The organism is Trichocoleus sp. Lan (assembly GCF_039961855.1).
Taxonomy (GTDB): domain Bacteria; phylum Cyanobacteriota; class Cyanobacteriia; order Cyanobacteriales; family FACHB-T130; genus FACHB-T130.
On sequence record NZ_JAMPKA010000023.1, the window covers coordinates 66,832 to 93,030 of the forward strand.

A 26,199-nucleotide genomic window follows, 5' to 3' on the forward strand; every position below is an offset into this window, starting at 1 on the left:
ATCAAGATAATTCCCTAGAGACTGGTAAACTATCTTAAGATTATTGTAATAATTTCGCTGTCCAGAACAAAGTAACTGACGACGAGTCAATAGGAGGACTATTTATGGCGCTCGTACCCATGCGGCTGATGTTGGATCACGCAGCTGAGAATGATTATGGAATCCCAGCTTATAACGTTAACAACATGGAGCAGATCCAGGCCATCATGCAGGCTGCTCATGAGGCAAATAGCCCCGTGATTCTGCAAGCTTCTCGTGGCGCTCGGAACTATGCAGGAGAATATTTCCTACGCCATCTGATTCTGGCGGCAGTTGAAACTTACCCTCATCTCCCAATTGCCATGCACCAGGATCATGGTAATGCCCCAAGCACTTGCTACTCTGCCATGCGCCACGGTTTCACCAGCGTCATGATGGATGGTTCCTTAGAGGCAGATGCGAAGACTCCAGCCAGCTTCGAGTACAACGTGGAAGTCACCCGCAAGGTGGTGGAAGTCGCTCACTCAATTGGCGTCAGCGTAGAAGGCGAACTGGGTTGCTTGGGTTCTCTAGAAACAGGCATGGGTGATAAGGAAGACGGTCACGGTGCAGAAGGAGTTCTCTCTCACGACCAGCTGTTGACCGACCCAGACGAAGCCGTTGCCTTCGTAGAACAAACCGGCGTGGATGCTTTGGCAGTTGCGATTGGCACCAGCCACGGCGCTTACAAGTTTACCCGCAAGCCGACTGGCGAAATTCTGGCTATCAGCCGGATTGAAGAAATTCACAGCCGTCTGCCGAACACCCACCTCGTGATGCACGGTTCCTCCTCTGTGCCCGAAGATTTACTTGCCCTGATTAACCAATACGGCGGTACAATCCCGGAAACCTACGGCGTACCCGTTGAAGAAATTCAAAAAGGCATTAAGAGCGGTGTCCGTAAGGTGAATATTGACACGGATAACCGTCTGGCGATTACCGCTGCGGTGCGCGAAGCCTTGGCTAGCAATACTAAGGAATTTGACCCCCGCCACTTCCTCAAGCCTTCCATCAAGTATATGCAGAAGGTTTGTAGCGATCGCTATCATCAGTTCGGTGCTGCTGGTCAAGGTACCAAGATTAAGCAGATGACTTTGGATGAGTTTGCTGCTAAGTATGCCAAAGGCGAGTTGAATGCTGTTACCAAGAAGACTGTAACTGTCTAAGAAAAGTTTAGGTTTTGGATAAATCTAGTATCTAAAATTTGAAATTTTTCTTGTCGGGTGGCTTCCAAGCCACCCGTTTTTTTGTGTGTAAGAAGAGTTTTTTGGCAAACTTTCAGGAACAGGGAATAGCTGCTTTGTATAAATGCATAGCGTTGCTTTTTAAGAGTTTGTCAATCTTATGGCTAACAATAAATTTAAGCCTTCTCCCGATTTAGGTAAGCCCGCCAGACGGGATGGTAGTGCCCCTAAAGTCACTGGCAATCCAAAGAGTACTCCTCCCAAGCGCAAGAATACTGGTAAGTAAGGTGCCCGATGCGGCTTGTTTGCCGTTCGGTAATACCAGCGGTTGGCGCAATGTCTAACAAGAGGGCTTCTTTTATACATTTCTGGATTTTAGATTTGGGATTTTTGATTAGAAAACCAAAGCTAAAACAAGATTGAAAGATTTAGAATCTTTCAATCTGAAAAATGGTATTAGTTTGCGCCATTGCCGGTCTATTTTTTTCCCAAAAGGCTCAGATAAAAACCCGATGTTGCAGGGAGGGCATTTGGCGGCGGATTTGTTCTAGGCGAGAGGGGTTAATTTCTGCGATCGCGACTCCCGGCGTATCTCCGGCATCCGCTAAAATAACGCCCCAAGGGTCAATAATCATCGCGTGTCCGTGAGTGTGACGCAGGGCGTAATGCTGCCCAGTCTGAGCCGGTGCTATCACATAGCAGGTGTTTTCGATAGCTCTGGCTTGTAGTAAGATTTGCCAGTGATCTTTGCCAGTGTAGGCGGTGAAGGCAGCGGGAACAAATAGAATGTCGGCTCCCATCTGCGCCAAGTGCCGATACAGTTCCGGGAATCGGACATCGTAGCACACCGAAAGTCCCAAGGAACCCAAATGCTTGGAGGGATAAACGGGTGGTAGGCGCATCCCAGCCATGACGGTGCTAGATTCTCGATAGGTATTGCCGTCGGGCAAATTGACATCAAATAAATGTACTTTTTGGTAGCAGGCGAGTTCTTCCCCTGAAGGATCGATGAGCAAAGCGGTGTTGTAGACTTTGTTGGTGTCAACGGGAACGGGAAACCCGCCACCCAAGATGGTGACTTGGAAGCGCTGAGCCATTGTTCGGAGGAATTTTTCGCTCTGGGTAGCGATCGCCTCCGATTGGGCTATCTTCTGCTTTTCTTCTCCTAAAAATGAGAAGTTTTCTGGCAAGCCTACTAACTCAGCACCCTGACGCACAGCAAGCTCGATGAGTTCTTCTGCCTGAACCAGATTTTTTTCCACATCTGGCAGGCTTGTCATTTGTATGGCGGCGGCGAGATAGGGCTTCATTATCACTCTCGTAATTTCATCTAAATCAGTCTAAATGCTGGTGAAGCTGAGAACATCAGAATATATATTATTCCTTTGTTGTGTGTCTAGGCATTGATGAAGGGTTGGTTCGAGCAATCCTGTGGATTATACCGAAGGTACTTATTTAGAGAGATATTTACTCAGCTAAGTAGGAATGCGGACACAAATCATCCGGATGCGCGTCTTCAGTGACAAAGATGCTGTTTTGAAATCATCGTGTGTTCTGGTAGCAATGGCAATGAGTCGGATTAATAAAATTGTGCAACAAGCTTTGGTAACGGGCTATCTAACGGTTGAAGCCGAAGAGCAGCTACGTCAGCTTTTAAAAACCAAGTATGACTTTGATGACTTTATGGCTTTCATTACCTTACAAAAAGAGGCGATGGAAGGTCGGGTTCGTCAAGAGTCTCGTGAATTGCTGCATTCTCGGCGTGTTTCTGCCTTAGTTTAAACGGGGGCGCTCACTTATTTTGCATTAGCACAGCGCCACGCGGACGCGCTATCGCAACACTTGCGCGTTTGTCACCGCAGCTTAAAGAAAGTATTCACTGGATCTAGGCACTTTAGGAAGAGGGAAAAACCGGGCGCTCGCTTTCTCAGATGAGGTTAAGCGATCGCTCTCTCACTGTATTGAGGTTTAAATTATAACAATGAATATTATTGGTTGACACTACGACAACTCTATGAATGAGTTGGAGTCCTCGGCTGGGACGAGGCATCTGACTCGTTTGAGATCAACCTTCGGAATGGCGAAACAGCAAGGCATCCACGTTACGGTTAGAGGAAATATTTTCTAAGGGTCAACTGTGGAGCTGGATATCTCTGTTCTGGTTAAAACTTTTGTAGCTGTGTTTGTCTTGGCAGATGCGTTGGGCAATGCACCGATCTTTTTAGTCCTGACGAAGGGCATGGAACCGGAGCAAAGAGACAATGTGGTGAATCGGGCAAGTATTGTAGCGACAGGGGTGCTGCTGATATTCGCTTTTGGGGGTAAAGCAGTTCTAAATTACTTAGAAATCAGTATGGGGTCTTTGCGGGTTGCTGGGGGACTGCTTTTACTCTTAGTTGCCCTACAAATGCTACGTGGAGAACTAGATACACCGATTGTCGAGCAGCAGCGCGATATCGCGATTACTCCGATGGCATTGCCTCTGTTAGCTGGGCCAGGAACGCTAACGACGGTGATGCTGTTGATGTCTGAATCTCCAAATGCTCATCTCAGCGTGGTGGTCGGGATTGTCTCTGCGATGCTGGTGACATGGTTGATTGTGCGTCTGGCAAACCGGATTGACCACTTGCTCGGTGCCGAAGGTGCAGTGATTATTACTCAACTTTTAGGCTTTCTGTTAGCAGCGCTGGCAATCGAAATCGGCAGTGCTGGAATTCGGGAACTGTTTCTAACTTAAGATGCGATCGCGTTTTTTACGAACCGCGAAGACGCAAAGAACGCGAAGGAAGAGGGGAAGAGAGGGCGATCGCATTCTTGATGTAGGGGCGAAGCATTCGGGCGAGTTAGTTTGTGGGAAAAAGGTAGATTAATATCCCGAATGCTTCGCCCAAACGCTAGGCGATCGCGTTTGGTGAGATGAGGTAGGCGATCGCACTAGCGCCCACCTCTCAACTGATAAATCTAGTCCAACCCTAGCTGTTGCTTCAACGCTTCTGAAAGATTCTTGGCTGTTTCCAAACCTGCTACATCTTCCCACTTCGTATACTTAGCTCAAAAAATGTCTTCGAGGTCTGCGCCCCTGAGGTCTGCACTGCTGAGGTCTGCACTGCTGAGGTTTGCGCCCCTGAGGTCTGCGCCCCTGAGGTTTGCGTCGATGAGGTCTACGCCCTTGAGGTCTGCGTGGCTAAGGTTTACATCGATGAGATTTGCGCCGCTGAGGTTTGCGTCGATGAGGTCTGCGCCGCTGAGGTTTGCGTCAATGAGGTTTGCGCCCCTGAGGAATTTAGCAACTGTCCCTAAAAATCCTCCAATGCCGATACATTCGCTGTAACCGATGCTACGAAGCAATCGATATTCATCAAAACTATCAGTATTTTTTTTACCGCAGGGAAAGAAAGCAATTTCGTGTTTTAAGTCATCTCTTAACTGAGCATAGCGGTGTAACTCTAAGAGCAAGATCGTGACATTTAACCCTGCATAAATATCCACCTGTCGCAGTCCAATCCACTTGACTTCTGGCGTTTGCTCCCTCATTTGCCGCATCTTCTTCTGAGGCAGATTCTCTGGCGGTGCATCGATAAACTCTCCATCGCACCAACGCAGATAAAAATTCTCCAATCGTTTAAATAGTCTTACGGGCTGAAACTCTGTACTTACAGCTAATAAAGCCATTAAGTATTCCACAATTTCTGGCGTCAGCCCACCATAGCCCAATAAATCGTAGATTTGCCAGTCCATTTGGTCAGTGGACATATAAAACTCCTGCCGTTTTATTCCCGGTCGCGTCCAGTCTTCTATACTTTCTTTAAGCCGTTCTGCACACAAAAATTCCCCAAAACTCTTGTGGGCAAACTCCACCGAACCGCCCTTGTCAGCCGCCGCAGGCTGGAGATAAAAAGCCGCCAAAGCATTTTTCAGCCCATCCTCGCCGTGTCGTTCCCTAGCTTGTTGAATCAACTCAATTGCACTGTCATCTCCCTTCAACCGTGACTCGATTGTTTTTATGGCAGCACATTCCCCGCCCGACTGCACGACGCACAACCCCGCCTCTGCCAAAATCCGTCGCAGTCCGGCGGTTTCCTGTCCAGTTAGTTCTCGATTCAGCCATTCTGGACGTTGTTCCGTCAGTACCCACTCTAAAGATTGCTCGTAAATCAGAATTTTTGCGCCGACACCGCTAGCACCCGCAAACATCTCTACCGTCAATTTTCCATCCCGGTGCATCGCTGCCAATAGATAAAGCAATAGCGGCTCTTTGGCTAATTCCCGCACTCTATCTGGGCAGGATTTGTCTCGTAAAAACTGCTGAAATGCGGAACTTTTATCTTTACCAACTTGGGTTTCCCATTTGGTCAACCACTGCGGCTGGAGTTCGTCATCCATTGGCTGGATTTCTACTCGCTCCAAATTGTGTGGCATCTGCCGTTCTATGCTGTGCAAAGCTAAGGCTCTACCAGTAATCAAAACCCGATGTCCCATATCTTTGCTCTGTTGGCAATCTCGTTGGAATTGCCCAACTTGCTTCAAGAATTCTTCCAATCCGCCGCTGGTTCTTCCTTCCATCACCAATTCATCAAAGCCATCAAGCAAAAACAAAAATTGGGTATTTCTATCTGTCAGCCAGCCATCATCACTTTCCGCGAAATCTGCATTTACAGCTTCTCGCAAAGTCTCTCGAAAACTCGGCTGTAATTTCGGGATATCTCGCAATCGAATTAATACGGGTGTCCAAATTGGATGTAAATGCTGCCGCACAAAATCAGCAAACATCCGACAAAAGACGCTCTTGCCCCGTCCTGGCCCTCCTTGGATAAACATTACTTTATCCTGCTTATAAGAATGGTTGAGGGTATTTTTTGTCCAAGTCTCTAAATCAAAAGCTTCTGCCCTGTCATCTACATTGCCATTTTTATTGACTGGCTTGGCTTTCAGCGGCACATAAATATCCCTGTAATTGAAGCTTTCAGTAAATACTGGCTCATTGGGCTTTGTAGCAATCTGCTCTTTCAGATAGGCATCGATACTGTCATATTTATCAGGGCTTTGTACTAGGATGTCTATATATATTTTTGCCCTTTGCTTAACAGAAATATCTGCATCTTCAAAAGCTTTTTTTAGATGCCGGTGAGTACCCCAAGCTACCCAACTTGTTATGATATAAGCTTGGTATTGAGCTATTCCTGTTTGTTGCAGTTGAAGTGACAATAACTGATTCAAGATTTGTGCTAATTCAGATTCATGAAAACAGGTAAGAGCGTTGATAACGATGGTTTCATTGAGTTGAAATTCCCCCAGTTTTGCGCTTTGCTGTTGGGCTATATTTGCGGGAGAGGTTGTACTTGCTGGTTGTAAATTGACTTGCTGTAATAAGTCATTACTTTGCACCAATTCATTAAAGCTTTCTAGATAAGCAAGGGGAGATGCGATCGCTACCCATTCCTCTAGGGATGGCTCTTGATTGGTCTTTTTGCGGTACAGCCTCACGCCTTGTATTGCTAGTTTCGTCCCTGATAGCCCTGCTATAGCAATAGGAATTCCCCCAGAACCCGCAATTGCAGAGAACAAACCTAAAGCCAGCCCGAATTCCAGCGCGAATTTAGTAATCTCTGTCCCAGTCTCAGCGACATCTCCGGGTTTCCCCAATTCCCGGATATCAGTGTTCAAAAACTGCCAAACCTGCTTGAGCTTCTTCATGCGATCGCTATTCTCCGTGCTGATGAGTCGAAGATAACTCAACGATTAAGCATCTGCCCTCAGTTGGATATCTCTCATATTTTCTGGAGAAAGAGCGATCGCTAACTTGACACAGTTCCAGGTAATCATGGATGATGAAAGATTGTCTGTCTATTCCTGCTCGGATCAGGTTGAGACATTCCAAAAGCTGGTTGGTTATTGGTCAAGAGGTCATTAGTCATGGGTCAATAGCAGCGAATCTAAAGACTAAAGACAACTGACAATCACCTATTCAGCTACCTGTACGGCAACCCCTAGGACTATCCCATGAGTTACGCAATTATTGAAACTGGCGGCAAACAGCTAAGAGTCGAACCAGGTCGCTTTTACGACATCGAACTGCTTCCCTCGGAACCAGACACCCAAGTTACCATTGATAAGGTTTTGTTCGTTCAGAACGATGGCGATGTGACCATTGGTCAACCTTTCATCGAAGGGGCGACGGTAGAATGCACGGTGATGAGACACCGGCGCGGCAAGAAGGTCATCGTCTACAAGATGAAGCCCAAAAAGAAAACCCGCCGCAAGAAAGGGCATCGCCAGGAAATCACCCAGCTGATGATCAACTCCATCAGTATCAATGGCTCAGTGGTGGCTTCCAAACAACAGGCTTCCCAAACCTCCGGCGCTGACGAGTCAGCAGAAGCTCAAGAAGCTGTGGCAACAGTGGTTGTTGATGAGACAGATACCGAGAGCGCTGCGACCGAGTAAATCGCTGAGACTACAGCAGAATAGTAAGTAGTAAGAACAATTGAGGAAATTATGGCTCATAAGAAAGGTACGGGTAGTACTCGCAACGGTCGTGATTCTAATGCTCAACGCCTAGGCGTCAAGCGTTTTGGCGGTCAGACCGTGACAGCAGGTAGTATTTTGGTGCGTCAGCGGGGAACTTCGTTTCACGCTGGCAATAATGTCGGTGTAGGCAGAGACTATACCTTGTTTGCCCTCATTGATGGCATCGTCACCTTTGAACGGAAGGACAGAAGTCGCAAGAAGGTAAGCGTTTACGCTGTGCCAGCGGCGGCGGAAGCATCCCCTGAGAATGCACCCGTTCCGGCTCAGGTATAAGTATCCAGACCTAGTAGTTGGATAGATTAAGAAAGGAGGGGCAATTTATAAATTGCCCCTCTTTTTATTCGGCATTTTTTTATCAGCGATCGCGCTGGTTGGTCAAAATAAACGTAATATGTGATTCTGAGTGCCAGCGAAAAATTTCATCTCAATATTTTGCTTGGCTCAATGTGACAAATTGTTACTTTTTTAGACCGCTTTAGTTACTAACAACTATTCACTACACTAACGCCATGTTTCCCATTCATCGCCCTCGCCGCCTTCGTACCTCAACCCAGCTGCGCCGGATGGTGCGTGAAACGGTTCTTGCCACGAGTGACTTAATCTACCCTCTGTTTGCTGTACCGGGAGAGGGCATTGCTAAGGAAGTGAAATCGATGCCAGGGGTCTACCAGCTGTCGGTAGACAAAATTGTGGAAGAGGCAAAAGAAGTCTATGACCTCGGCATTCCCGCAATCATTCTTTTTGGCATTCCCGCAGATAAGGATGTAGATGCTACGGGTGCGTGGCACGATTGCGGAATTGTCCAAAAAGCTTCCACAGCAGTGAAAGAAGCGGTGCCGGATTTAGTGGTCATTGCCGATACTTGCTTGTGCGAATATACCAGTCACGGTCACTGCGGTTATCTGGAAGTGGGCGACTTGACGGGGCGGGTATTGAATGACCCGACGCTAGAATTGCTCAAGAAAACAGCAGTGTCTCAAGCTAAGGCTGGCGCTGATATTATCGCTCCGTCTGGGATGATGGACGGTTTTGTGCAGGCGATTCGGGAAGGCTTGGATGCAGCCGGATTTCAAGATACACCGATTCTTTCTTACGCTGCCAAATATGCTTCGGCTTATTATGGCCCTTTCCGCGATGCGGCTGATTCAACACCGCAGTTTGGCGATCGCAGAACTTACCAGATGGACCCCGGCAATGCCCGCGAAGCCCTCAAAGAAATCGAACTCGATATTGCAGAAGGGGCGGATATGCTGATGGTGAAACCGGCACTCGCCTATATGGACATCATTTGGCGGGTGAAAGAAGCCAGCAACTTGCCGGTAGCCGCTTACAATGTCTCCGGCGAATATGCGATGGTGAAAGCCGCCGCCCTCAATGGCTGGATTGACGAACAGCGAGTCGTGATGGAAACTTTAACCAGCTTCAAGCGAGCTGGAGCCGATTTGATTCTTACCTACCACGCCAAAGATGCCGCCCGTTGGTTGTAGGAAGTCAGGGTGAAGGATGAAAAAAACAACAGATTCGCCTAGAACTAGGCATTTTCATCCTTCACATTTCATCCAGCATTCTTAGTTAGCTACTTATGTTCAAAAGGAATCCGTCTGGCGGTACAGATTTAGGGTTGGATATGAGTAAGCTAAACGGTAGATTTCGCTAAAAAAGCGGCAAATTACAGAAATTCGGTGCAATTGAACACCAATCCCCAGCGGGTTGATGAGTAGAATGAGCCAGTACGAGACTCTAAATTATTGATGACGATGGATTGCAGTCATATTCAATTTTGTGACCGTAAATCACAAATCGACTTTCAACAACTGCAAGAGCTGTTTCACTTGGCTGCCTTCTGGGCACAGAACCGGCAAATTGAAGATTTAAAAGTTGCGATCGCCAATAGCGAACCTGTGATTAGCGTCTGGGATGAAAACAAGCTGATTGGATTTGCCAGAGCGACTTCCGATGGCGTCTACCGTGCCACTATCTGGGATGTGGTCGTACATCCGGCATACCAAGGCGCAGGACTCGGACGCAAGTTGGTGGAAACAGTCTTGAGCCATCCTCGTGTCAGTCGGGTAGAGCGGGTCTACCTGATGACGACTTATCAACAGGGCTTTTACACGCGCATCGGTTTTGAATGTAGCAACCCCAGTACGACGATGGTGCTGTATAACAACCAGCCCCTAACCGAGCCTCTGCCTGCTGAAGTTATGTTGTCTCAATAGGTACTAGGGGAAGAGAAAACTGAAGCCGGGTGAGATTCTGGGCGGCTGAAGTATTAGAGGTATCTGCTGGTTGCGCTGCCACTACTTCCAGGCGTCCCTGCATCACTTCGATGAGGGTTTGAGCAATCAGTAAGTTCATCCCCTCGGATAGCTGTGGCATTTGTCGGGGTGCTCCTTTGCTGGGTGCCCCTACCAGCTCCTGTGTCTTTTGCTCTTTGAGCAAATCGACTGGCTCGCTCCAGACGCTAACGGGGCACTCGGCATCAATCCAGATGTGGATGTACCCAGATGCTGGTGAGGAGGGAACCCAAACCCGAATGTTGCCTTCGTCCATGCGAGCGATCGCGGTATCGACCAGATTTAGCAGCACCTGCTGCAATCGTCGCGGATCTGCCAGAACGTAAATCTCTCGATCGGGTGGCGATACCTCAAGGCGGATACTCCGATTCGCTGCTTGCAGGTGAGTCAAGTTGTAGACTTCCTCTAGAACCTTGGCAAGCTCGACGGGTTGAATCTCTATCCGACTGGTGCCGTGTTGAGTTTTGGCAACGGCGATAATTTCGTCTATGAGCTGCATCAGCTTCAGCGCGGAGGCGTGAGCCTGAGCAATAAACTCTCGTTCTTCTTCTGGGTTGTCACACAAATCGGACAAAATCAACTGATGCAAGCCAATCAAACTGTTGAGGGGCGATCGCAATTCATGAGAAGTCCGCGCCAAAAACCCAGCTTTAAACTGGCTCATTTCTGTTGCCATGTGGTACGCCATCTGGGTTTGCTTGAGTTCCTCCAGGATGGCTGTCACGTCCGGATTCGCGTCTTGGGACATAAATATAATTACCAGTTTTGCTGATTAGCTGAGTCGATTAAACTACCAATTTAACCGCTCCTTGCCGCAAGATTTCCCAGCCGCTGCCCGTCCATTTGGCGACGGTGGAAGGAACGCCAGCCGTCGGTGTTGTTTCCTCCTCCGAGGAGAATAGCGTCAGGACATCGGGAAACTGCGCTGCGATTTCTGCCATCGTTTCCAAAGGTGGCTCCCCCGAACGGTTAGCGCTGGTGGTTGCTAAGGGGCCAGTTTGCGACAAAATTGAGAGCGCGACGCCAGAATTCGGCACTCGCAACCCAATCGTGGTCGGGTCAGATGGATTCATCGCTTTAGGAACGCACGCTGAGGCTGGCAACACTAAAGTCAAAGCACCAGGCCAGTATTGGTCAGCAACTTGTTGCCAAATCTGCCATTCAGATGGACTTCCCTTGACAAAATCCCACAAATCTAAAGCGTTTGCGCCCATTAAAATCAGCGGTTTATCTTGCCGCCGCTGCTTTGCTGCAAAAATTAACTCTGACCGATCCGGCTGCACTGCCAGTGCTGGTACAGTATCGGTGGGAAAGCTAACCAAACTCCCAGAACGAGCGCCTTCTATCAAGGCTGCCATTGAAACTTGTGTCATTTTTTTAGAGTTTTGAGTTTTGAATAAATCCCCTCAAATTCATCACTCATCGGGTTTCCGATAGGCTAAGGCAAAGCGTTCAATCCCAGCTAAATCGGCGTGAATTTGAATTTTGCAGTAACTGCCTCGATCTTGCAACAGTTGAACAACTGTATCGGCTTGTCCCGCCATCATCTCAATCAACCAAATACCCCCCGGTCGCAGATAGTCTGGCGCTGTTTCTACCAAATGGCGGATGCAATCTAAGCCATCTGTGCCACCGTCGAGGGCGAGGTGGGGTTCGTGTTTCGCCACTTCCGGTTGCAGGGAAGGCAGCAAATGACTGGGAATATAAGGTGGGTTTGATACCATGCCGCTGAGCTGACCTTTTAGGGCGAACAACGGCTGCCACCAAGAACCTTGGTAAAACTGAATGCGAGCCGCTAAACCCAGTTGCTGGGCATTCTGTTGAGCGATCGCTAGAGCAGCCGGACTATAATCAACCGCGTGGAGAGTGGCAGATGGAAAGGCATCTGCGAGTCCGAGAGCGATCGCGCCACTGCCAGTTCCTAAATCTGCCCAATGTCCTTGCTGTAAAGGCGGCGAGGCTCCGCCCGGAGCCGCAGCGGCAACCGCCAAATCAATCAAATATTCTGTTTCCGGTCGCGGAATCAATACTGCTGGTGAAACAAACAGAGAAAAATGACGCCAGGGAGCAATACCAGCCAGGTACTGAACTGGCAACCGCTCATCCAGACGCCGTTGCCACATCTGGGTTAACTCCGGCAACGGCATCGGTAATTTTATCTGGGTTTTGTCTTTGAAAGACTCCAACCGCAGCGCCAACCGATCTAGAGCGGCGACTTCTCGCAGCAACCAGTCTACTTCTGTTGGGTCAACGCCCGCGGATTTGGCAGCATCCCGCGCCCAGTTGCGCCACTTCCAAAGTTCTATACCTGAAACCATACCCAAGGAAAACGCCAGAATCAAGGAAAAAAGATAAAAGATAAAGTATGAAGTTTATCCTTCATACTTTATCTTTTATCTTTGATTCTTTTGTCTATTTACCGCTTTAGCGACGTTGTTGCTGAGAATTCGCGGGGGCAGGACCACGCGATCGCACAAAGTCCACTGACGCTTTGGGTGGAACCAGTACAATGTTGTTCAGCTGCTGATTATTGCTGGTGCGTAAAGTTTCAATTACACCCTCCAGATTCACCACCTGAATTTCCACTGTAGATGCCAGAGCTGGCTGTTGCTGTTTGAATCGATCCAGCATACTCTGTAATTCTTCTTTGCTAAAGAAGAAAGGAATGATGGGTTTATTGTCTCGTTGTAAGGTCAAATACCCCTTATCCTTTCCGCCTCTTGCCACAAACAAAGGAACCCCATCAAAATTTTGCACGGGTTTGCCGCTTTGACTCAGGATGGCTTTTGCTGAATCTACCTGCTGCTGGGTGGGTACGAAAGCAAAATCCAGACCATCTGGCTTGGCTGCATTCGCTTGATCCAGTTTGTAAACGTCTCCCAGCGATACGGGTACCACCTTCACCGTACTTGCTAGTTGAGCATTTTGTTTCTTCAACCGTTCGATAAATGTTTGGGCATCTTGCTGGCTGATAAAAACACCTGCCACTGCGGTCTTCTTTTGCCCCTCATTCACTGAAGCAACTAATGGAGAACCTTGAGGATCGGTGATCGTAAACACGGGCACAGCTTGCAACTTTTCTAGAACCTGTTGTTCTGGCAATGCCAGTGCCCGCAGCGTTTCCAAACCGGGCAGCGCTCCCAGTACAACACTTCCCACTAAACCCAGTGTTGCGCTCAATCGAACTAATGATCTCATTACAATTCCCTCAAAATTTTTCGTTGAATACCCCGCCTTACCAATAATAGAGTCGAGACAAGGCGATAATGTTTCTTCGCTCTAGCAGTACCCGAATGAATGGGTCTAAGTTTATTTCCAACTAAACTTTATCGATTCTACTGTTTTGTTGCGACTGTCATTTTTGAACTGTTTAACTCCCCATGTCCTAATTCCTGGCACCAAAGGTCAATTTGATGCCTGAACTCGCTATTTATTCATTCTCAATGCTGCATACTCGGAAATGGAATTCCCAAATTACTGAGGGAATGAATCGCGAATTGTAACCCTCTATGACTATGTAAGATTAGGATGAGTTCCAGGCAATCGTCAGCCAACTTATCTCCCAATTTACTAGGGAAAAATCTGTATGAATCACCTCCCGAAGTCCTCAAGGGAATTTCAGCAGGGTGTCAGACATCACACCCGAAAATTATTGAGATTCCCTCTAACCTTGGCAGGTTTGGGGCTAACTCTTTTTACTACTAAAAATCGGGATGACAGGATTTGAACCTGCGGCATCCTGCTCCCAAAGCAGGCGCGCTACCAAGCTGCGCTACATCCCGGTGAAATTCAGCGATTGGCTATCAGCCGATCGGGTCTTGGGTGTTTAATTCCCCTGACACGCCTGCCAGTGACCTCTGGTTATTATAGCTTATTTAGCCGATATTTGGAGTAAAGAATTTACAAACTAATCTGGATACCAAAACATCCCTTTAATTCCTTCCGGGTCGGCAATAAAATTCAGTCCCCGGTAAAAATCCACCACCTGGGGGTCAGCGAACAGAGTAATGTTGCTAATGTCTTCACTGCGTAGCTTCTTGATCGCGTACTTCATCAACGCCTTCCCCAGTCCTTTGCCTTGGAAATCCGGGTGAACTACCACATCCCAAATGGTGGCATTGAAGGCATGATCGGAAGTTGCGCGGGAAAAGCCTACCAGCCGTCGCTGGGTTCCTCGCACTTCCCACATCGAAACTACCAAAAAACTATGTTCGATTGCTTTCTTGACCTTGCGTAGCGGACGCCGGGACCACCCGACCGCATCGCAGAGTTCTTCGAGTTCATAAAGGTCAATGTCGCGTTCGGTGCTGAAAAATATCCGAGAGCCGCTGCCCGTGCGATCGCCTGTACCTTCTACAACATCCCCCTCCCCCAGCGTCGGCTTCGACGCAGTGCTACCATCAGAACCGCTAAACAAGCTTTTCCAAAAACCCATGCAGGTGTGGTTAAGGTATTTACATTCTCCAGTTCCCAGCAGTCTGGGGAATTCCCAACCGTGCTTCGCACCGCGTGCTAACACGCGATCTGAGACTTCCTGATCGAAGAAACCAGATACAACACTTTCAGGTTTCCCTGCAAGTACCAAATATCTAATCTCTACAGGATTTACTTCCGGTGTCCGGTTGCGAGAAACGAAGCAATCTGAGGGACGAATCAATCTCGTGCAATCAATTGACGCGGGGGAGTCACGTACACTCTTGGAGAGTGATACAGTCTCAGTATCTCCATCCCTCTTATTTCAACGAATCTAGCCCAAACATCACGAAAAAAATGATAACACAATTGCGCTACCTTTTAAACCATTACACGCACTCCCCGATCTGGAGCGGGTGCGGCATTGTGTGGTTTAGGGCGCATTCGGCAATACTGGTAATACATTAGTTAGACTGAATTCTACGGGTTAATACTCCGCAGCTCCACAGCAATCCCGATTTCCTTTAATTGTCGGTCGGGAGAAGCTACCGTCTCGCCAAGCCATCGTGCAGCTAGGCACAAGTTTTTGGCTGATGACTGGAGACAAGAGCAACAGAAGAACTGAGAAACAGAGGCAGCTTTTGACTGGTTACTTCCTGGATGCCACATCGCGTTGGCACAGGTGAGCAAAAACAAAGAAAATCATGTACGGGCAGCTAGTCATGATACGACGAATGTTGAGTTATTTCACTAAGGGGCAAGGGAGAACTTGCACCAGTTATCTTTATTTGCACCAATCTACTCAACTCCACCGGGAGTTGGTATCGAGTGGATAATTTTTTTAGGAAAATTTGTGAGAGATTAACCATAAGAGAAGGTTCTTTGGCGAAGGGCACTTGGCTCTATCTCCCAAAATGCTTTTAACCTGGCAAGCGAGTCTTAGCCCTATATATGGCCACGGGTTTGAAATCATCCACACTAGAACTTCTGAAGCGCTTTAATCGGGCGTTTCCTCAGTTCTACGAGCAGTTTGTCAGCAGTGAGATTCAGCTACAAAACTTGAGGCTTGCCTATCGGCTCTATAAAACCACCAGAGCGGTTATTGAGCTGAAACCCGAAGGCAATAAAAGTGCCCTACATTTTGCTTACCGCAACCAATCTTTTCTGCTAAGTGATATTTTTGGGGTTCTGGCTGCATACGGGCTGACCATTCACAGTCTCAGTCTATATGGTCAAATCGCTCCTCCGATGCTAGTTTTCATCAAACTGGTGGTGTCTCGTGGCAGCAAAGCACTGACAGACAAAACCTCGGAAAATGTCTGTCGCGCCATTCGGGAAGCTTTGGCTGGGCGCTTTGAAGTAGAAGAGATGCTGGCAGTGGAATTTAATCTGGATGCCGGTTTGGAGCAGGTAGAAACGGAATTTTATGTAGACCCTGTTTTCCATCTTCCGGCGCTGTTAATTGAGGCGGATAACCAACCGGGTCTGTTTTATAAGGTGATGTACGCTATCTGGCAAGAGGATTTGCTGGTGGTCAATGCCAATTTGCTAGTCTGGCGAGGACGCACCCGCTTGATTCTTTACTTGTTGGGACCGAACGAAAGTGTGATTCCGGAATATTTAGGTCAAAAAATTGCTGAAAGCGTGCGTCAGCGATTGCTAGGGCGCAGATTTTAATGTTTAGAATGTTTAGCCATTAGTCTTTTGTCCAATAGTCCTACTTTACGCTTCTCGAAGCGATCGCGCCTACAAGCAGATGTTTCGTAAGGCAGGGGTAGCCCATGACCAATAACAATGACTTCTTCACCAATCTGGTAGAACTTCGGGATAGGATCAAAATATGGCAACTATCGAAATCCTGGGAGTTCGGCACACCTACGATTTGACGCCTCCCATTGCATCATCTACCCCTGTCTTGGTCTTTATCCACGGCTGGCTCCTCAGCCGTCGGTACTGGCAACCCCTGATTGAGCAGATAGCACCAGATTATCAGTGTTTGTCTTACGACTTGCGGGGGTTTGGTGATTCTCAGCCTCTGGATAATTATGGGTTCACCCGTCAAGAAATGCCGGTGCAGAGTCGGCAAGTCGTCCGCGAGAGTCAGCAAGAGGAAAACTTTCTTCGCTCTCCAGAGCCTCTTGCGTTGAGCCTCTCGAATTACACTCCAGCTGCTTATGCCAAAGAAGTCGGTATTTTGTTGCAGAAGCTGAATATTTCTAGTGCTTGGCTGATTGGTCATTCGTTGGGTGGCAGCATTGCCCTTTGGGCGGCAGACCAGCAACCTGATTCTGTTAAGGGGGTCGTCTGCATTAATGCTGGAGGTGGCATTTATCTGAAGGAGGCCTTCGAGCGATTTCGGGCTGCGGGTCAGCAGCTTCTGAAACGGCGTCCCCATTGGCTGTGCTATGTACCGGGGATTGATTTGCCTTTTACGCGGGCGCAAGTGGCGCGCCCAATTGCTCGGTGCTGGGGACGACAGCGACTGATTGATTTTATTACGGCTCATCCGGAAGCGGCGCTGGGGACTTTACTGGATTCGACGACGGAAGCGGAGGTCAATCGCTTACCGCAGGTGGTGTCACGGCTAAAACAGCCGGTTTATTTTATTGCTGGTGCTAAAGATAGGGTAATGGAACCGAAGTATGTGCGGCACTTAGCAAGCTTTCACCCGTTATTTCAGGGTTGTGGTGAGAACGTGATGGAAATTCCGGACTGCGGACATCTATCGATGGTGGAGCAGCCAGAGACAGTTGCTACCGAAATTCGCAAAATTATAGCTAATTATCCGGATTCTAGCAACTTCGCTTAAGGTAGATGTTTTGTTTGCACCATAAATCTTTAAATTTTATTAAGATTAAAGGAGTGCCTGCTAAAAAACGATATTGATTTTCGCTTCTTAGATTTTGACTGCGATCGCGATGAGCGATCCGACAAGAGTAGTGATTAGTCTGAGTGGCAAGGGAACAATCAACTGATGAATCTAAGGCTTTCCTGATACTTGTGCTGAAATTATGATCGATCCAAAACAGACTATTCAAATTTCTTCGGAGTTGACTGACGAACATCTGCTGGCTATCTGCGAGGCAGCCGATGTAATTGCTTGCGAGTGTCCTAGTTATTTGGTTCGGCTTTTAAATGATGTCAGAGAGTTTCGCCGTTACACAAATGAGTGTATTGAGCGCTTTCCCTCGGATGCAGAGACTCATCATTGGCTCAGCAGTCGGGCGAATCAGGTAGAAATGCTGCTGTCTTTAACAATTTATGAGCTTTTGCAGAAAGAAAATCTTTTAGATGAGAATAATCAGCTGAATTTGCAGCAGCTTTCAGACAGAAACCGGGCGATCGCGCTATCCAAAGTATTGCATCCTTACTCATCAAAATGATCGAGAGAATCGACTGATTTAAGGTCTGTTTAGAAATTGCGCGATCGCTTTGTCCGAAAAATATTGCATCCTCGCGCCTCAAAACCGGATGTAAACTCCTACTGTGAAGTTTGGTAAAGCTGCATAACATCAGTAATTGGCAGCCGGGACTGAACGCCTAAAGTCAATCGGGAAGTATGACCTCGATTCAAATGATCGGCGGCAGCACAGGCAATCATGGCGGCGTTGTCGGTGCAGAATTTTAGCGGAGGGAATAGCACCCGCAGGTTTCGCTGTGCAGTAGCGACTTGCAGGTGTTTTCTCAGCCCACTGTTGGCGGCGACACCGCCACCGATGGCAATGGTGTCAAGACCGTAGTCGAGGGCGCAGGCGATCGCCCTCCGCGTCAGACTTCGCGCTACGCTTTCTTGGAAACTTGCCGCAATGTCATTCACCGGCAGCGACGGAGACGCTTCCTGCTGCAACTTTTGCACCAGTCTCAGCACAGCTGTTTTTAAGCCACTAAAACTAGAGTCATAGGGATGATAGCCGCCCCCTGGCACCCCGACATTCCCTTCCGGCAAAGGATAGGCTTGCGGATTCCCCACTTGGGCGAGTTGGTCAATCACCGGCCCACCCGGATAACCCAGATTTAACAACCGCGCCACCTTATCGAAGGCTTCACCAGCGGCATCATCGCGGGTTTCTCCTAGTGTCTCGTACACACCACAATCTTTTACATAAATCAAGCTGGTGTGTCCGCCCGAAACCAGCAGACATAAAAAAGGCGGCTGTAAAGAAGGTTCGCTCAAATAAGTAGCGTATATGTGGCCTTCCAGATGATGGACTCCGACAAACGGTTTCCGATGGACAATCGCAAGAGTTTTGGCAGCCGTCAGCCCCACCAACAATGCCCCCACCAAACCAGGGGCGCAGGTTGCCGCAATACCATCAATTGACGCCCACTCCATCTGCGCTTCTTCGAGTGCTTTGTCTAAACAATTGTTAATTATTTCGACGTGTTGACGGGAAGCAATTTCTGGCACAACCCCGCCATACTGCCGATGAACAGGGATTTGTGAGGCGACGATGCTACTGCAAATTTGACGATTCTTTACGATCGCTACCGCCGTTTCGTCACAACTTGTTTCAATCGCTAATACTGTTGACATTCACTGGTACTTTAATATATCGATACATGATTGCTTCCGTACAAACAATGACCTTGTTTTGTACATAAAAGTTTTCGTTTTGTAACAAAAGGAAACAATCCCATGAAACGATTGTTGGCTTTGATTTTTGCCCTTTGTATTTGGTTTAGCGTTGCCCCAACGGCATCGGCTGATAACGTATCAGGTCTGGTGCCATGCAGCCAGTCCAAGGCTTTTCAGCAACGTGCTGCAACCGCCCGCAATACCAACTTCGACCCCGATTCAGGGCGCAAGCGTTTTGAACGTTATTCTCAGGCAATGTGTGGCCCAGAGGGTTTACCCCACTTGGTTGTAGATGGTCGCCTGGATCGTGCCGGTGACTTTATCATTCCCAGCATTCTGTTCCTGTATATTGCGGGTTGGATTGGTTGGGTTGGTCGTGCCTATATTCAATCGGTGAAAAAAGAGGCAAACCCAGAGTATAAAGAAATCCAACTGGATGTTCCCCGGGCTGTTGGTTTTATGCTAAGTGGCTTCACTTGGCCTTTGGCAGCAGTCAAAGAATTGCTCACGGGTGAATTGACTGCAAAAGAAGATGAGATTCCTGTCTCAATTCGCTAGTTACGTTGAATTATTGACTGTTTTGGAGAATGATTCATGCAGTATTTCCTCAAGTATCTTTCCCTAGCTCCGGTTCTGGCTATTGTGTGGCTATCCCTTCAGGCTAGTCTCTTGGCTGTCTTTATCTACATTTTCCCCGACCTGCTTTTCCATCCAATGCCGTAAAGATCGCAGGATTTTCAAGACTGGTTAAAAAATGCTGTATCAAACGATAGAAGCATCTCCAGTTTTAACCCAACGATAATTAGTGGCACTAGCTCATCAAAAGGTGAAGAAATTATGCAAGTGCAAGCAATAAGCGACTCGAAAGATCGTCGTAACGACCCCAGAAATCGGGAAGTTGTCCATGAAGCTGGCGATCCGCAAATTGGCAATTTAGCAACGCCGATTAATTCTTCCGGTTTCACAGAGGCTTACATCAATAACTTGCCAGCCTATCGCAAAGGGCTGTCACCCGGACGCCGAGCATTAGAAATTGGTATGGCTCATGGTTATTGGTTGATTGGTCCCTTCGCCAAACTGGGTCCTCTGCGCGATACAGATGTCGCGAACCTGGCAGGTTTGCTGTCAACGGTTGGCTTGATTATCATTTTGACGATTGGGCTATCCCTCTACGCTTCTAGCAATCCCCCCAACCCCACTAAAACGATTACCACGCCCCGTCCTCCAGACGCCCTCAATAGTCAGGAAGGCTGGAACGAGTTTGCGAGTAATTTTCTGATTGGTGGAGTTGGTGGTGCGGGAATCGCCTACCTGCTGATTTCCAATTTGGAACTGCTTCAAGGTCTGTTCAAAATTGGGTAGTAGCAGTAGCGATCGCTAGCTTGGAAACACCTGTTATACAAGTCTTCTAGCGTTCGTTACGACTGGCTTACCACTGCGCGTCCACCCATCTGTTTAACCAGAAATGCGTGGCGTCGTGGCTGAGGCAAACCACTGACCAACCGTTTTCTTGCCACCAGGCAAGCGGTTATCTTAAACTCCTCACTTTGTTTTGAATCAAGAACCCTGCCCATGCCGTGAGGGCAGGGTTCTCTGTTTGTGCATGAGGGCGATCGCATTTATCCTAAGTAATGGAAAAAGAGGGACTTTAGAAGTTATGGCGCGTCTAGCACTGCTGAGTGTATCTGATAAAACTGGGCTAATCGACTTTGCCCGTCAGTTGGTTGAAAAATTTGAGTTTGATTTAATCAGCAGTGGTGGAACGGCTAAAGCCCTTAAAGATGCTGGGCTACCCGTGACGAAAGTTTCCGATTACACGGGTTCTCCGGAGATTTTGGGAGGGCGAGTCAAAACGCTGCATCCCCGGATTCATGGCGGCATTTTGGCGCGTCGGGATGTGCCCCAAGATTTGGCAGATTTGGAGGCGAACCAAATTCGCCCGATTGATTTAGTGGTAGTGAATCTTTATCCTTTTGAGCAGACGATTGCGAAAGAGGGAGTAACGTTGCCGGAAGCGATTGAGCAGATTGACATTGGTGGCCCAGCGATGATACGGGCTTCTGCAAAAAACTTCCAACATCTAACAGTTTTGTCTAACCCAGCTCAGTACGATGCCTACTTGCAGGAATTGCAGCAACAGGGCGGGGAGGTGTCCTTTGAGTTCCGTCTGGCTAGGGCACGAGAGGCTTTTGAGCATACGGCGGGGTATGACAGGGCGATCGCAACCTATCTTACCCATCAATCCCCTGTAGAGGCGGAGGCGCATACATCGCCCCTACCCACCCAATTTGAACTTTCTGGGCAACAGTTGCAATCTCTACGATATGGGGAAAATCCCCATCAACCTGCCGCATGGTATCAAACGGGGGCAGTTGCGTCTGGATGGGCGGCGGCGACTAAACTTCAGGGAAAAGAACTGAGTTATAACAACTTAGTGGATTTGGAAGCAGCGCGGCGGATTATTGCCGAGTTTCCCGATACCCCAGCAGCGACGATTATCAAGCACAATAATCCCTGCGGCGTAGGTTTGGGAAATAGCTTGTCGGAGGCTTATGAAAAAGCTTTTAATGCTGATTCGGTTTCGGCTTTCGGTGGGATTGTGGCGCTAAATCAGCCGATTGACGCCTCCACAGCGACAGCACTGACCAAAACATTTTTAGAATGCGTCGTGGCACCGGGATGCGAACCAGAGGCACAGGAAATTCTGGCGGCTAAGTCTAAGGTGCGGGTTTTGACTTTGCCAGACTTGGCGGCTGGGCCAGAAAATACAGTTAAGGTTATTGCCGGTGGTTTCCTCGTCCAAGCTTCTGATGACGTGGTGGAAAACGCCAGCCAGTGGCAAGTCGTCACAGAAAAGCAACCAACCCCAGAACAACTGGAAGAATTACTATTCGCCTGGAAAGTTTGCAAACACGTTAAGTCTAACGCGATTGTTGTAACGCGCGATCGCACTACTTTAGGTGTGGGTGCTGGGCAAATGAATCGCGTCGGTTCGGTCAAAATTGCCTTAGAACAAGCTGGAGAAAAATCCTCAGGTGCCACGCTTGCCAGCGATGGTTTTTTCCCCTTCGATGACTCGGTGCGGACAGCAGCGGCGGCGGGAATTGTAGCGATTGTTCAGCCGGGAGGCAGCCTGCGCGATCAAGATTCGATTAGGGCTGCTAATGAGCTTGGTTTAGTGATGGTGTTAACAGGTATCCGTCACTTCTTGCATTAAGCAGTCAGATGGAGAGCATCTGAGTTGTGTAAATTCACCTATTGCTTGCGGCTTTTCAAGTGATGCCATTCGTTGCTCTTAGCGGTCAGGTTGCTTTAATACCAGTGATTGAGTTCGCGCCAAGCGACTATTGTCATAGCGAACGGAGTCTTCCTCTCGGTAGGGTAGTAGAAAATCCTCATGCTTGGTATCGATACTGGAAGGAGAGCCTTGCCGATTCGGAACTCGAAAGTATAGAACCGATTCGTCCTGGTTCTTGGCTGGTGCCAATTTCTCAATTAGTTGAGCCATTTGTCCTAAGACATCTGGTGGAAACATATTTTGAGAAGCTAGAGATCGCCACTTCGAGTCCGGATCTAGAGTGCATCGGTTCCTTTTCTGGAGGCTATGTCCTGTGTTGCAACGACGATATCGTCATAGAGCCGACCTGCTGTAGTGGTTTAGAGGACATAGCAGCGTGGGAAGGGGCAATGACCTATCGTGGAGAGCAGTGGGATGAGCTGTGGATTGGTCATCCTTGGGTTTCTGTTCGGTTTGCTTCGGGGAATCTGTGCATTAGCGGATACCACGAAACGTCTAGCTCAAAGCTCCCAAACTCCGCTACCCGATACACAGTCAAACCTTCCGTACTTGAGGTTGCTATAAGAGCAGCTAAGGCAGAAGTAGAACTGTTTAGACAGCGTTTACTCTCAGTAGTACAGAAGTTGACGCCAGCAGCACTAGCCTCAGAGATAGTCTGTAATCTAACGGGAGCGAGGAGCGGCTGATAAGCGATCGTGATCGCCGGGGTTCAGATGCTTTATCGCGATCGCTCACCCTTTTAACTACTGCTGTGCATTTCTAAAATCAATCATTGTCTGGCGATAGGGATCTGGCAATCCGGTGTCATAACACTTACCGTTGACAATATATCCGGTCATTCCCTCTTGCTGTTGCAATTGATCGAGACAGGATGTTAACTGAAATTCGCCTTTTTCGTCCCGGAAGTTGTTTTGAATATTATTTTCGAGAAATTCAAATATTTTCGGTGTGAGTACATATAAACCGAATATACATAAGAATTGATCTTCTGCCATTCCCTCTACACGAAGATGCTGGCGTGCATACTCAATTGTGGGCTTTTCTGCAAGTTGAGTTACTGAAAGGATTGAGTTTGATTCCTGCCAAATTCCGGTAACACAGCCAGATTTATGAAGGCTTTCTGCTGGAAGTGTCGTTAAACTAACAACACTTTGATTAACTTGTTTGTAAGCATCTAAAAGTTGATCTGCACATGATGTTCCAGTGTCCGATGAGTAAACATGATCGCCCAGCATCAGCAGAAATGGCTCATCTTTCACCCATTCTTTGGCACAGAATACAGCATAACCATAGCCTTCTGGTTTGTCTTGATTCAAAAATTTAATTTTGCTGCCTAAATCTTGTAGATACTGGCTATATTCCTGATTTTGCGGCGATAATTTTTTGAAAAGTTCGCCTGGAGGTGGAGCTTTAAAGAACTCCTCAAAAAGTGCGCGATCGCCTGGTTGCACTACAATCCCGATTTCTTCTATACCAGCGCTGATGGCTTCTTCCACAATTGCTAGAATTACCGGCTTGGCACGACCCTCTCGATCGATAATCGGGAAAAATTCCTTTTTCACCGCCTTGGTAGCTGGAAATAAACGAGTTCCGAAACCTCCGGCTGGAATTATAGCTTTGCGAACTTTGCGTGCATGAAGTGTTAGCTTTAAACCTTGCATTTGAGGAAAATCCCGCTCAATAATTTCAATAACTTTTTGCTGGCTTTCTTCGTCTTTAACGATAAATTGTGCTGTACCATCCCCTTGGGAACCAACACCTTTCCCTCCCCAAATGTAGGGCTGAATGGGTTCATAATCAAGGATTTTATGCAGGATGGGAGCTGTTAATTGCTCAGGACAGACGGGAATCAGATGCTTGTCAAATTCGATTTGTGCCTTTTTCATCAAGATACCAATTTGTTCAGCATCTCCTTTTTGCAAGGCGTCTACTGCTTCTTGAGTAATTTGAGAACTGATGGAGCCAAGATATTTTTGGACATTCTCTTGGGATTCGTTACTGGCGAAAGGATAACACTGATTCAAGTTACTGAGTATTTCTTGAGTATTTTTCCCAGCACCGAGATCGACAATTACAAAGAACAGGTTTTTGGGTACTTTTAGTTCAATAATATCCAAGCGTGAAGCGAAGCTATCGCCGCTAGGCGAATCGCCATCAAAAACCATCAGGATCGGGCGATCGCCATAAGCACACGCTTGATCCATTCGTCCGCAGCGAGAAGGCGTGGTAATCTCCCCCAGATAAGCCAACTCCATTTCGTCTCGGAGGGTCATCTTTAAGTCATACACGCGATTGAAAGCACGAGCTACGAGGACGCACAGCGCAGCACTGGAGGAAAGACCTTTTTTAACTGGCAAATCTGTCAGATAATTGTCGATTTCCAGTCCGTCCACTCGGTAACGAGCCACAAATTGGTAGGCAACGCCAGCGGCATAACTAAAGAAATCACCTTTTTCAGCTTCGGCAAGCAAAACCTCGGCGTCCATCGGCAGAGTCAGCGTTTTCCGGGTGCCGTCACTCAGGGAAGCGTGAAAAATCAGATGAGTGGGATGAGGCTTAACCTCGGCATAAAGCCCCTGATTAGTCCCGACGATCAGCGTATAGCCTTTTTCTAAATTCGGATTGATGCGGCGATAGTCTCCCGCCCAATCGCTGTGTTCGCCAAACAGACACAGGCGACCTGGAACAAAAATTTTCATAAATTTCATGCTGCTATCTTCGCACCCTCTAGTAATAAACTACTCTGGGTGGTGAGCAAGCGTTGAAGCGATCGCTCTTTTTATCTACGCGATTTATCTACCGCAATGATTCGGCTTTTTGCACCCCGTTGGGTCTCGGTACCAGTCAATACATCGCACCGACTGGTTAAAATTGCTCTGAAGCTAGGGAGAAAGCCCAAGGATAGTTTCTTCAATTTTTCAACATCGAAGAGGAAACGTTTATGCAATCGGCTCTACAGCAGCCTAACATACAGGATGTAAAAGTTCAGCTTCTCCTAACAGGAGGACATGAGTACACCATTTATCTCAAGTCAGATTCACCCGTACTCCACAGTCTGCTGAAAACAATTGTGGCTCAATCCCAAAAACAGGAAGCGGTATTTTCTTGTTTATTTCAGATTCCCATCAATGAGGGTCATGCGGCTCTGTCTTTTCCGAGCGATCGCTTGGTTGGCATCGTTACGGAACCGCCCCTGTACGTGCAACAAAACTTGCCGCCAATAGAAGAGCCACCACCTCAATCTGTAGATTTTTTACCAAATATTTTACCTTCTGAATATGTGCAAATTGATAATTTCTTAACCTTGGAGGAAAAGAACCGCTTACTTAATTACGTTTGGGAACAAGAGTCAAACTTTGTTTCTACTAGCACTTCAACAAACGAGGCTGACTATCGTCGCTCAATGGTTCTCTATTACTTCCCTGAATTTTCTGAATTGGTAGTCAATCGAATTAAAGCGATTCTCCCAAATGTCTTCAGAAAGCTAAGGATACCTTCTTTTAAAGTTTCCGATATTGAAAGTCAGTTAACTTCCCATAATGACGGGAATTATTTCAAAATTCATAACGATAATGGCAGCCCTGAAACTATCACTAGAGAATTAACTTATGTTTATTACTTTTATCGCGAGCCAAAACCCTTTTCTGGTGGAGAGTTACTGATTTACGACAGTAAGGTGGAAAACAATTTTTACGTACAATCAGACTCGTTTAAAACAGTTGAACCGAAAAACAACAGCATTGTGTTTTTCCTGAGCCGCTATTTACACGAAGTGTTGCCTGTGGTTTGTCCTTCTAAAGCTTTCGCAGACAGTCGATTCACCATTAATGGCTGGGTGCGTCGTCAAGTAAATAATGTCTAACGGCTATCTTGGTTACACAAACT

Annotated in this window: 27 protein-coding genes, 1 tRNA gene and 1 pseudogene; 17 read left to right on the forward strand and 12 right to left on the reverse strand. The window is 47.6% G+C overall.

Annotated features, from left to right (window positions below):
* Positions 1 to 104 precede the first annotated feature (104 nt).
* Both fba and NDA03_RS19925 read left to right on the forward strand, forming a co-directional pair.
* Complete coding sequence (fba, locus tag NDA03_RS19920; RefSeq protein ID WP_190414027.1) at positions 105 to 1,184, forward strand: class II fructose-bisphosphate aldolase; 1,080 nt, start codon at positions 105 to 107, stop codon at positions 1,182 to 1,184.
* 178 nt (positions 1,185 to 1,362) lie between these two features.
* The gene (locus NDA03_RS19925; RefSeq protein ID WP_277878300.1) at positions 1,363 to 1,488 is read left to right on the forward strand and encodes a hypothetical protein; all 126 of its coding nucleotides are present in this window, start codon (positions 1,363 to 1,365) and stop codon (positions 1,486 to 1,488) included.
* A gap of 211 nt (positions 1,489 to 1,699) precedes the next feature.
* Here the strand turns inward: NDA03_RS19925 and NDA03_RS19930 are convergent, their stop codons facing one another.
* Positions 1,700 to 2,512 (reverse strand): carbon-nitrogen hydrolase family protein, encoded by an 813-nt coding sequence (locus tag NDA03_RS19930; protein WP_190414025.1) that lies wholly within the window; start codon positions 2,510 to 2,512, stop codon positions 1,700 to 1,702.
* A gap of 259 nt (positions 2,513 to 2,771) precedes the next feature.
* Here NDA03_RS19930 and NDA03_RS19935 point away from each other — a divergent pair, with 259 nt between their 5' ends.
* Together NDA03_RS19935 and NDA03_RS19940 are read left to right on the forward strand one after the other, a co-directional pair.
* On the forward strand, positions 2,772 to 2,984 hold the full coding sequence (locus NDA03_RS19935; protein ID WP_190527550.1) for a hypothetical protein: 213 nt from the start codon (positions 2,772 to 2,774) through the stop codon (positions 2,982 to 2,984).
* A gap of 361 nt (positions 2,985 to 3,345) precedes the next feature.
* Positions 3,346 to 3,939 (forward strand): MarC family protein, encoded by a 594-nt coding sequence (locus tag NDA03_RS19940; RefSeq protein ID WP_190414150.1) that lies wholly within the window; start codon positions 3,346 to 3,348, stop codon positions 3,937 to 3,939.
* A gap of 314 nt (positions 3,940 to 4,253) precedes the next feature.
* Here NDA03_RS19940 and NDA03_RS19945 read toward each other — a convergent pair whose 3' ends face one another.
* A complete protein-coding gene (locus NDA03_RS19945) occupies positions 4,254 to 6,938 on the reverse strand; it encodes a pentapeptide repeat-containing protein (protein ID WP_348238934.1) in 2,685 nt (894 codons plus the stop codon).
* 264 nt (positions 6,939 to 7,202) lie between these two features.
* Between NDA03_RS19945 and rplU the strand changes: the two genes are divergently transcribed.
* The 4 genes from rplU (at position 7,203) to NDA03_RS19965 (ending at position 9,949) form a co-directional block, all read left to right on the forward strand.
* Positions 7,203 to 7,646, forward strand: a complete 444-nt coding sequence (gene rplU / locus NDA03_RS19950) for a 50S ribosomal protein L21 (RefSeq protein ID WP_348238935.1) — start codon at positions 7,203 to 7,205, stop codon at positions 7,644 to 7,646.
* 51 nt (positions 7,647 to 7,697) lie between these two features.
* Positions 7,698 to 8,003: a 50S ribosomal protein L27 gene (rpmA, locus tag NDA03_RS19955; RefSeq protein ID WP_348238936.1), complete on the forward strand. Its 306-nt coding sequence runs from the start codon at positions 7,698 to 7,700 to the stop codon at positions 8,001 to 8,003.
* A gap of 236 nt (positions 8,004 to 8,239) precedes the next feature.
* On the forward strand, positions 8,240 to 9,217 hold the full coding sequence (gene hemB, locus NDA03_RS19960) for a porphobilinogen synthase (protein WP_348238937.1): 978 nt from the start codon (positions 8,240 to 8,242) through the stop codon (positions 9,215 to 9,217).
* Between the two features lie 270 nt (positions 9,218 to 9,487).
* Positions 9,488 to 9,949 carry a GNAT family N-acetyltransferase gene (locus NDA03_RS19965; protein ID WP_348238953.1) on the forward strand — a complete coding sequence of 154 codons (462 nt, stop codon included), beginning with the start codon at positions 9,488 to 9,490 and terminating at the stop codon, positions 9,947 to 9,949.
* Here the strand turns inward: NDA03_RS19965 and NDA03_RS19970 are convergent.
* The 6 genes from NDA03_RS19970 to NDA03_RS19995 all read right to left on the reverse strand — a co-directional run bounded on the left by NDA03_RS19970 (position 9,933) and on the right by NDA03_RS19995 (position 14,462).
* The gene (locus NDA03_RS19970) at positions 9,933 to 10,775 is read right to left on the reverse strand and encodes a HAMP domain-containing sensor histidine kinase (protein WP_348238938.1); all 843 of its coding nucleotides are present in this window, start codon (positions 10,773 to 10,775) and stop codon (positions 9,933 to 9,935) included. The genes NDA03_RS19965 and NDA03_RS19970 overlap by 17 nt on opposite strands.
* Before the next feature lie 37 nt (positions 10,776 to 10,812).
* Positions 10,813 to 11,400: an L-threonylcarbamoyladenylate synthase gene (locus NDA03_RS19975; protein ID WP_190527311.1), complete on the reverse strand. Its 588-nt coding sequence runs from the start codon at positions 11,398 to 11,400 to the stop codon at positions 10,813 to 10,815.
* A gap of 42 nt (positions 11,401 to 11,442) precedes the next feature.
* The gene (gene prmC, locus NDA03_RS19980; protein ID WP_348238939.1) at positions 11,443 to 12,345 is read right to left on the reverse strand and encodes a peptide chain release factor N(5)-glutamine methyltransferase; all 903 of its coding nucleotides are present in this window, start codon (positions 12,343 to 12,345) and stop codon (positions 11,443 to 11,445) included.
* A gap of 106 nt (positions 12,346 to 12,451) precedes the next feature.
* On the reverse strand, positions 12,452 to 13,225 hold the full coding sequence (locus tag NDA03_RS19985) for a Tic22 family protein (protein ID WP_190414006.1): 774 nt from the start codon (positions 13,223 to 13,225) through the stop codon (positions 12,452 to 12,454).
* 510 nt (positions 13,226 to 13,735) lie between these two features.
* Positions 13,736 to 13,809, reverse strand: a tRNA-Pro gene (locus NDA03_RS19990).
* Between the two features lie 125 nt (positions 13,810 to 13,934).
* The gene (locus tag NDA03_RS19995) at positions 13,935 to 14,462 is read right to left on the reverse strand and encodes a GNAT family N-acetyltransferase (protein WP_190414148.1); all 528 of its coding nucleotides are present in this window, start codon (positions 14,460 to 14,462) and stop codon (positions 13,935 to 13,937) included.
* Between the two features lie 929 nt (positions 14,463 to 15,391).
* Between NDA03_RS19995 and NDA03_RS20000 the strand changes: the two genes are divergently transcribed.
* Positions 15,392 to 16,117, forward strand: coding sequence for a hypothetical protein (locus NDA03_RS20000; RefSeq protein ID WP_190414000.1), 726 nt, complete (start codon positions 15,392 to 15,394; stop codon positions 16,115 to 16,117).
* On the opposite strand, the gene NDA03_RS20005 is transcribed toward NDA03_RS20000, so the two are convergent.
* Positions 16,114 to 16,287, reverse strand: coding sequence for a hypothetical protein (locus NDA03_RS20005; RefSeq protein ID WP_190683429.1), 174 nt, complete (start codon positions 16,285 to 16,287; stop codon positions 16,114 to 16,116). The two genes, NDA03_RS20000 and NDA03_RS20005, sit on opposite strands and share 4 nt — an antisense overlap.
* On the opposite strand from NDA03_RS20005, the gene NDA03_RS20010 reads away from it, so the two are divergent.
* The gene (locus tag NDA03_RS20010) at positions 16,281 to 17,249 is read left to right on the forward strand and encodes an alpha/beta hydrolase (RefSeq protein WP_348238940.1); all 969 of its coding nucleotides are present in this window, start codon (positions 16,281 to 16,283) and stop codon (positions 17,247 to 17,249) included. The two genes, NDA03_RS20005 and NDA03_RS20010, sit on opposite strands and share 7 nt — an antisense overlap.
* A 202-nt stretch (positions 17,250 to 17,451) precedes the next feature.
* Entirely contained in the window at positions 17,452 to 17,823 is a 372-nt protein-coding gene (locus tag NDA03_RS20015) for a hypothetical protein (RefSeq protein ID WP_190413995.1), read from the forward strand.
* A gap of 98 nt (positions 17,824 to 17,921) precedes the next feature.
* Here the strand turns inward: NDA03_RS20015 and tsaD are convergent, their stop codons facing one another.
* Positions 17,922 to 18,974, reverse strand: coding sequence for a tRNA (adenosine(37)-N6)-threonylcarbamoyltransferase complex transferase subunit TsaD (gene tsaD, locus NDA03_RS20020; protein ID WP_348238941.1), 1,053 nt, complete (start codon positions 18,972 to 18,974; stop codon positions 17,922 to 17,924).
* 102 nt (positions 18,975 to 19,076) lie between these two features.
* Between tsaD and NDA03_RS20025 the strand changes: the two genes are divergently transcribed.
* The 5 genes from NDA03_RS20025 to NDA03_RS20045 all read left to right on the forward strand — a co-directional run bounded on the left by NDA03_RS20025 (position 19,077) and on the right by NDA03_RS20045 (position 23,000).
* Positions 19,077 to 19,574 carry a Photosystem I reaction center subunit III gene (locus NDA03_RS20025; RefSeq protein WP_190413990.1) on the forward strand — a complete coding sequence of 166 codons (498 nt, stop codon included), beginning with the start codon at positions 19,077 to 19,079 and terminating at the stop codon, positions 19,572 to 19,574.
* Between the two features lie 36 nt (positions 19,575 to 19,610).
* Entirely contained in the window at positions 19,611 to 19,739 is a 129-nt protein-coding gene (locus NDA03_RS20030) for a photosystem I reaction center subunit IX (protein WP_190413988.1), read from the forward strand.
* Between the two features lie 114 nt (positions 19,740 to 19,853).
* Complete coding sequence (locus tag NDA03_RS20035) at positions 19,854 to 20,378, forward strand: photosystem I reaction center subunit XI (protein WP_190413986.1); 525 nt, start codon at positions 19,854 to 19,856, stop codon at positions 20,376 to 20,378.
* A gap of 295 nt (positions 20,379 to 20,673) precedes the next feature.
* Positions 20,674 to 22,233: a bifunctional phosphoribosylaminoimidazolecarboxamide formyltransferase/IMP cyclohydrolase gene (gene purH, locus NDA03_RS20040; protein WP_348238942.1), complete on the forward strand. Its 1,560-nt coding sequence runs from the start codon at positions 20,674 to 20,676 to the stop codon at positions 22,231 to 22,233.
* A 62-nt stretch (positions 22,234 to 22,295) separates the two neighbouring features.
* Entirely contained in the window at positions 22,296 to 23,000 is a 705-nt protein-coding gene (locus NDA03_RS20045) for a hypothetical protein (RefSeq protein WP_190676877.1), read from the forward strand.
* Between the two features lie 57 nt (positions 23,001 to 23,057).
* On the opposite strand, the gene NDA03_RS20050 is transcribed toward NDA03_RS20045, so the two are convergent.
* Positions 23,058 to 23,975, reverse strand: a complete 918-nt coding sequence (locus tag NDA03_RS20050; protein ID WP_348238954.1) for a UTP--glucose-1-phosphate uridylyltransferase — start codon at positions 23,973 to 23,975, stop codon at positions 23,058 to 23,060.
* 534 nt (positions 23,976 to 24,509) lie between these two features.
* A pseudogene (locus NDA03_RS20055) lies at positions 24,510 to 25,022 on the reverse strand (GHMP kinase); the annotation flags it as partial.
* Positions 25,023 to 25,255: 233 nt separating this feature from the next.
* On the opposite strand from NDA03_RS20055, the gene NDA03_RS20060 reads away from it, so the two are divergent.
* Positions 25,256 to 26,176 carry a 2OG-Fe(II) oxygenase gene (locus NDA03_RS20060; RefSeq protein ID WP_348238943.1) on the forward strand — a complete coding sequence of 307 codons (921 nt, stop codon included), beginning with the start codon at positions 25,256 to 25,258 and terminating at the stop codon, positions 26,174 to 26,176.
* The last annotated feature ends 23 nt before the right edge of the window (positions 26,177 to 26,199 follow it).

Bases quoted from the DNA above. Each gene is read 5' to 3' on its own strand.
- fba (WP_190414027.1), top strand. From the start codon at position 105: ATGGCGCTCGTACCCATGCGGCTGATGTTGGATCACGCAGCTGAGAAT.
- NDA03_RS19925 (WP_277878300.1), top strand. From the start codon at position 1,363: ATGGCTAACAATAAATTTAAGCCTTCTCCCGATTTAGGTAAGCCCGCC.
- NDA03_RS19930 (WP_190414025.1), bottom strand. From the start codon at position 2,512: ATGAAGCCCTATCTCGCCGCCGCCATACAAATGACAAGCCTGCCAGAT.
- NDA03_RS19935 (WP_190527550.1), top strand. From the start codon at position 2,772: ATGAGTCGGATTAATAAAATTGTGCAACAAGCTTTGGTAACGGGCTAT.
- rplU (WP_348238935.1), top strand. From the start codon at position 7,203: ATGAGTTACGCAATTATTGAAACTGGCGGCAAACAGCTAAGAGTCGAA.
- rpmA (WP_348238936.1), top strand. From the start codon at position 7,698: ATGGCTCATAAGAAAGGTACGGGTAGTACTCGCAACGGTCGTGATTCT.
- hemB (WP_348238937.1), top strand. From the start codon at position 8,240: ATGTTTCCCATTCATCGCCCTCGCCGCCTTCGTACCTCAACCCAGCTG.
- NDA03_RS19965 (WP_348238953.1), top strand. From the start codon at position 9,488: ATGGATTGCAGTCATATTCAATTTTGTGACCGTAAATCACAAATCGAC.
- NDA03_RS19970 (WP_348238938.1), bottom strand. From the start codon at position 10,775: ATGTCCCAAGACGCGAATCCGGACGTGACAGCCATCCTGGAGGAACTC.
- NDA03_RS19975 (WP_190527311.1), bottom strand. From the start codon at position 11,400: ATGACACAAGTTTCAATGGCAGCCTTGATAGAAGGCGCTCGTTCTGGG.
- prmC (WP_348238939.1), bottom strand. From the start codon at position 12,345: ATGGTTTCAGGTATAGAACTTTGGAAGTGGCGCAACTGGGCGCGGGAT.
- NDA03_RS19985 (WP_190414006.1), bottom strand. From the start codon at position 13,225: ATGAGATCATTAGTTCGATTGAGCGCAACACTGGGTTTAGTGGGAAGT.
- NDA03_RS19995 (WP_190414148.1), bottom strand. From the start codon at position 14,462: ATGGGTTTTTGGAAAAGCTTGTTTAGCGGTTCTGATGGTAGCACTGCG.
- NDA03_RS20000 (WP_190414000.1), top strand. From the start codon at position 15,392: ATGGCCACGGGTTTGAAATCATCCACACTAGAACTTCTGAAGCGCTTT.
- NDA03_RS20010 (WP_348238940.1), top strand. From the start codon at position 16,281: ATGGCAACTATCGAAATCCTGGGAGTTCGGCACACCTACGATTTGACG.
- NDA03_RS20015 (WP_190413995.1), top strand. From the start codon at position 17,452: ATGATCGATCCAAAACAGACTATTCAAATTTCTTCGGAGTTGACTGAC.
- tsaD (WP_348238941.1), bottom strand. From the start codon at position 18,974: ATGTCAACAGTATTAGCGATTGAAACAAGTTGTGACGAAACGGCGGTA.
- NDA03_RS20025 (WP_190413990.1), top strand. From the start codon at position 19,077: ATGAAACGATTGTTGGCTTTGATTTTTGCCCTTTGTATTTGGTTTAGC.
- NDA03_RS20030 (WP_190413988.1), top strand. From the start codon at position 19,611: ATGCAGTATTTCCTCAAGTATCTTTCCCTAGCTCCGGTTCTGGCTATT.
- NDA03_RS20035 (WP_190413986.1), top strand. From the start codon at position 19,854: ATGCAAGTGCAAGCAATAAGCGACTCGAAAGATCGTCGTAACGACCCC.
- purH (WP_348238942.1), top strand. From the start codon at position 20,674: ATGGCGCGTCTAGCACTGCTGAGTGTATCTGATAAAACTGGGCTAATC.
- NDA03_RS20045 (WP_190676877.1), top strand. From the start codon at position 22,296: ATGCCATTCGTTGCTCTTAGCGGTCAGGTTGCTTTAATACCAGTGATT.
- NDA03_RS20050 (WP_348238954.1), bottom strand. From the start codon at position 23,975: ATGCAAGGTTTAAAGCTAACACTTCATGCACGCAAAGTTCGCAAAGCT.
- NDA03_RS20060 (WP_348238943.1), top strand. From the start codon at position 25,256: ATGCAATCGGCTCTACAGCAGCCTAACATACAGGATGTAAAAGTTCAG.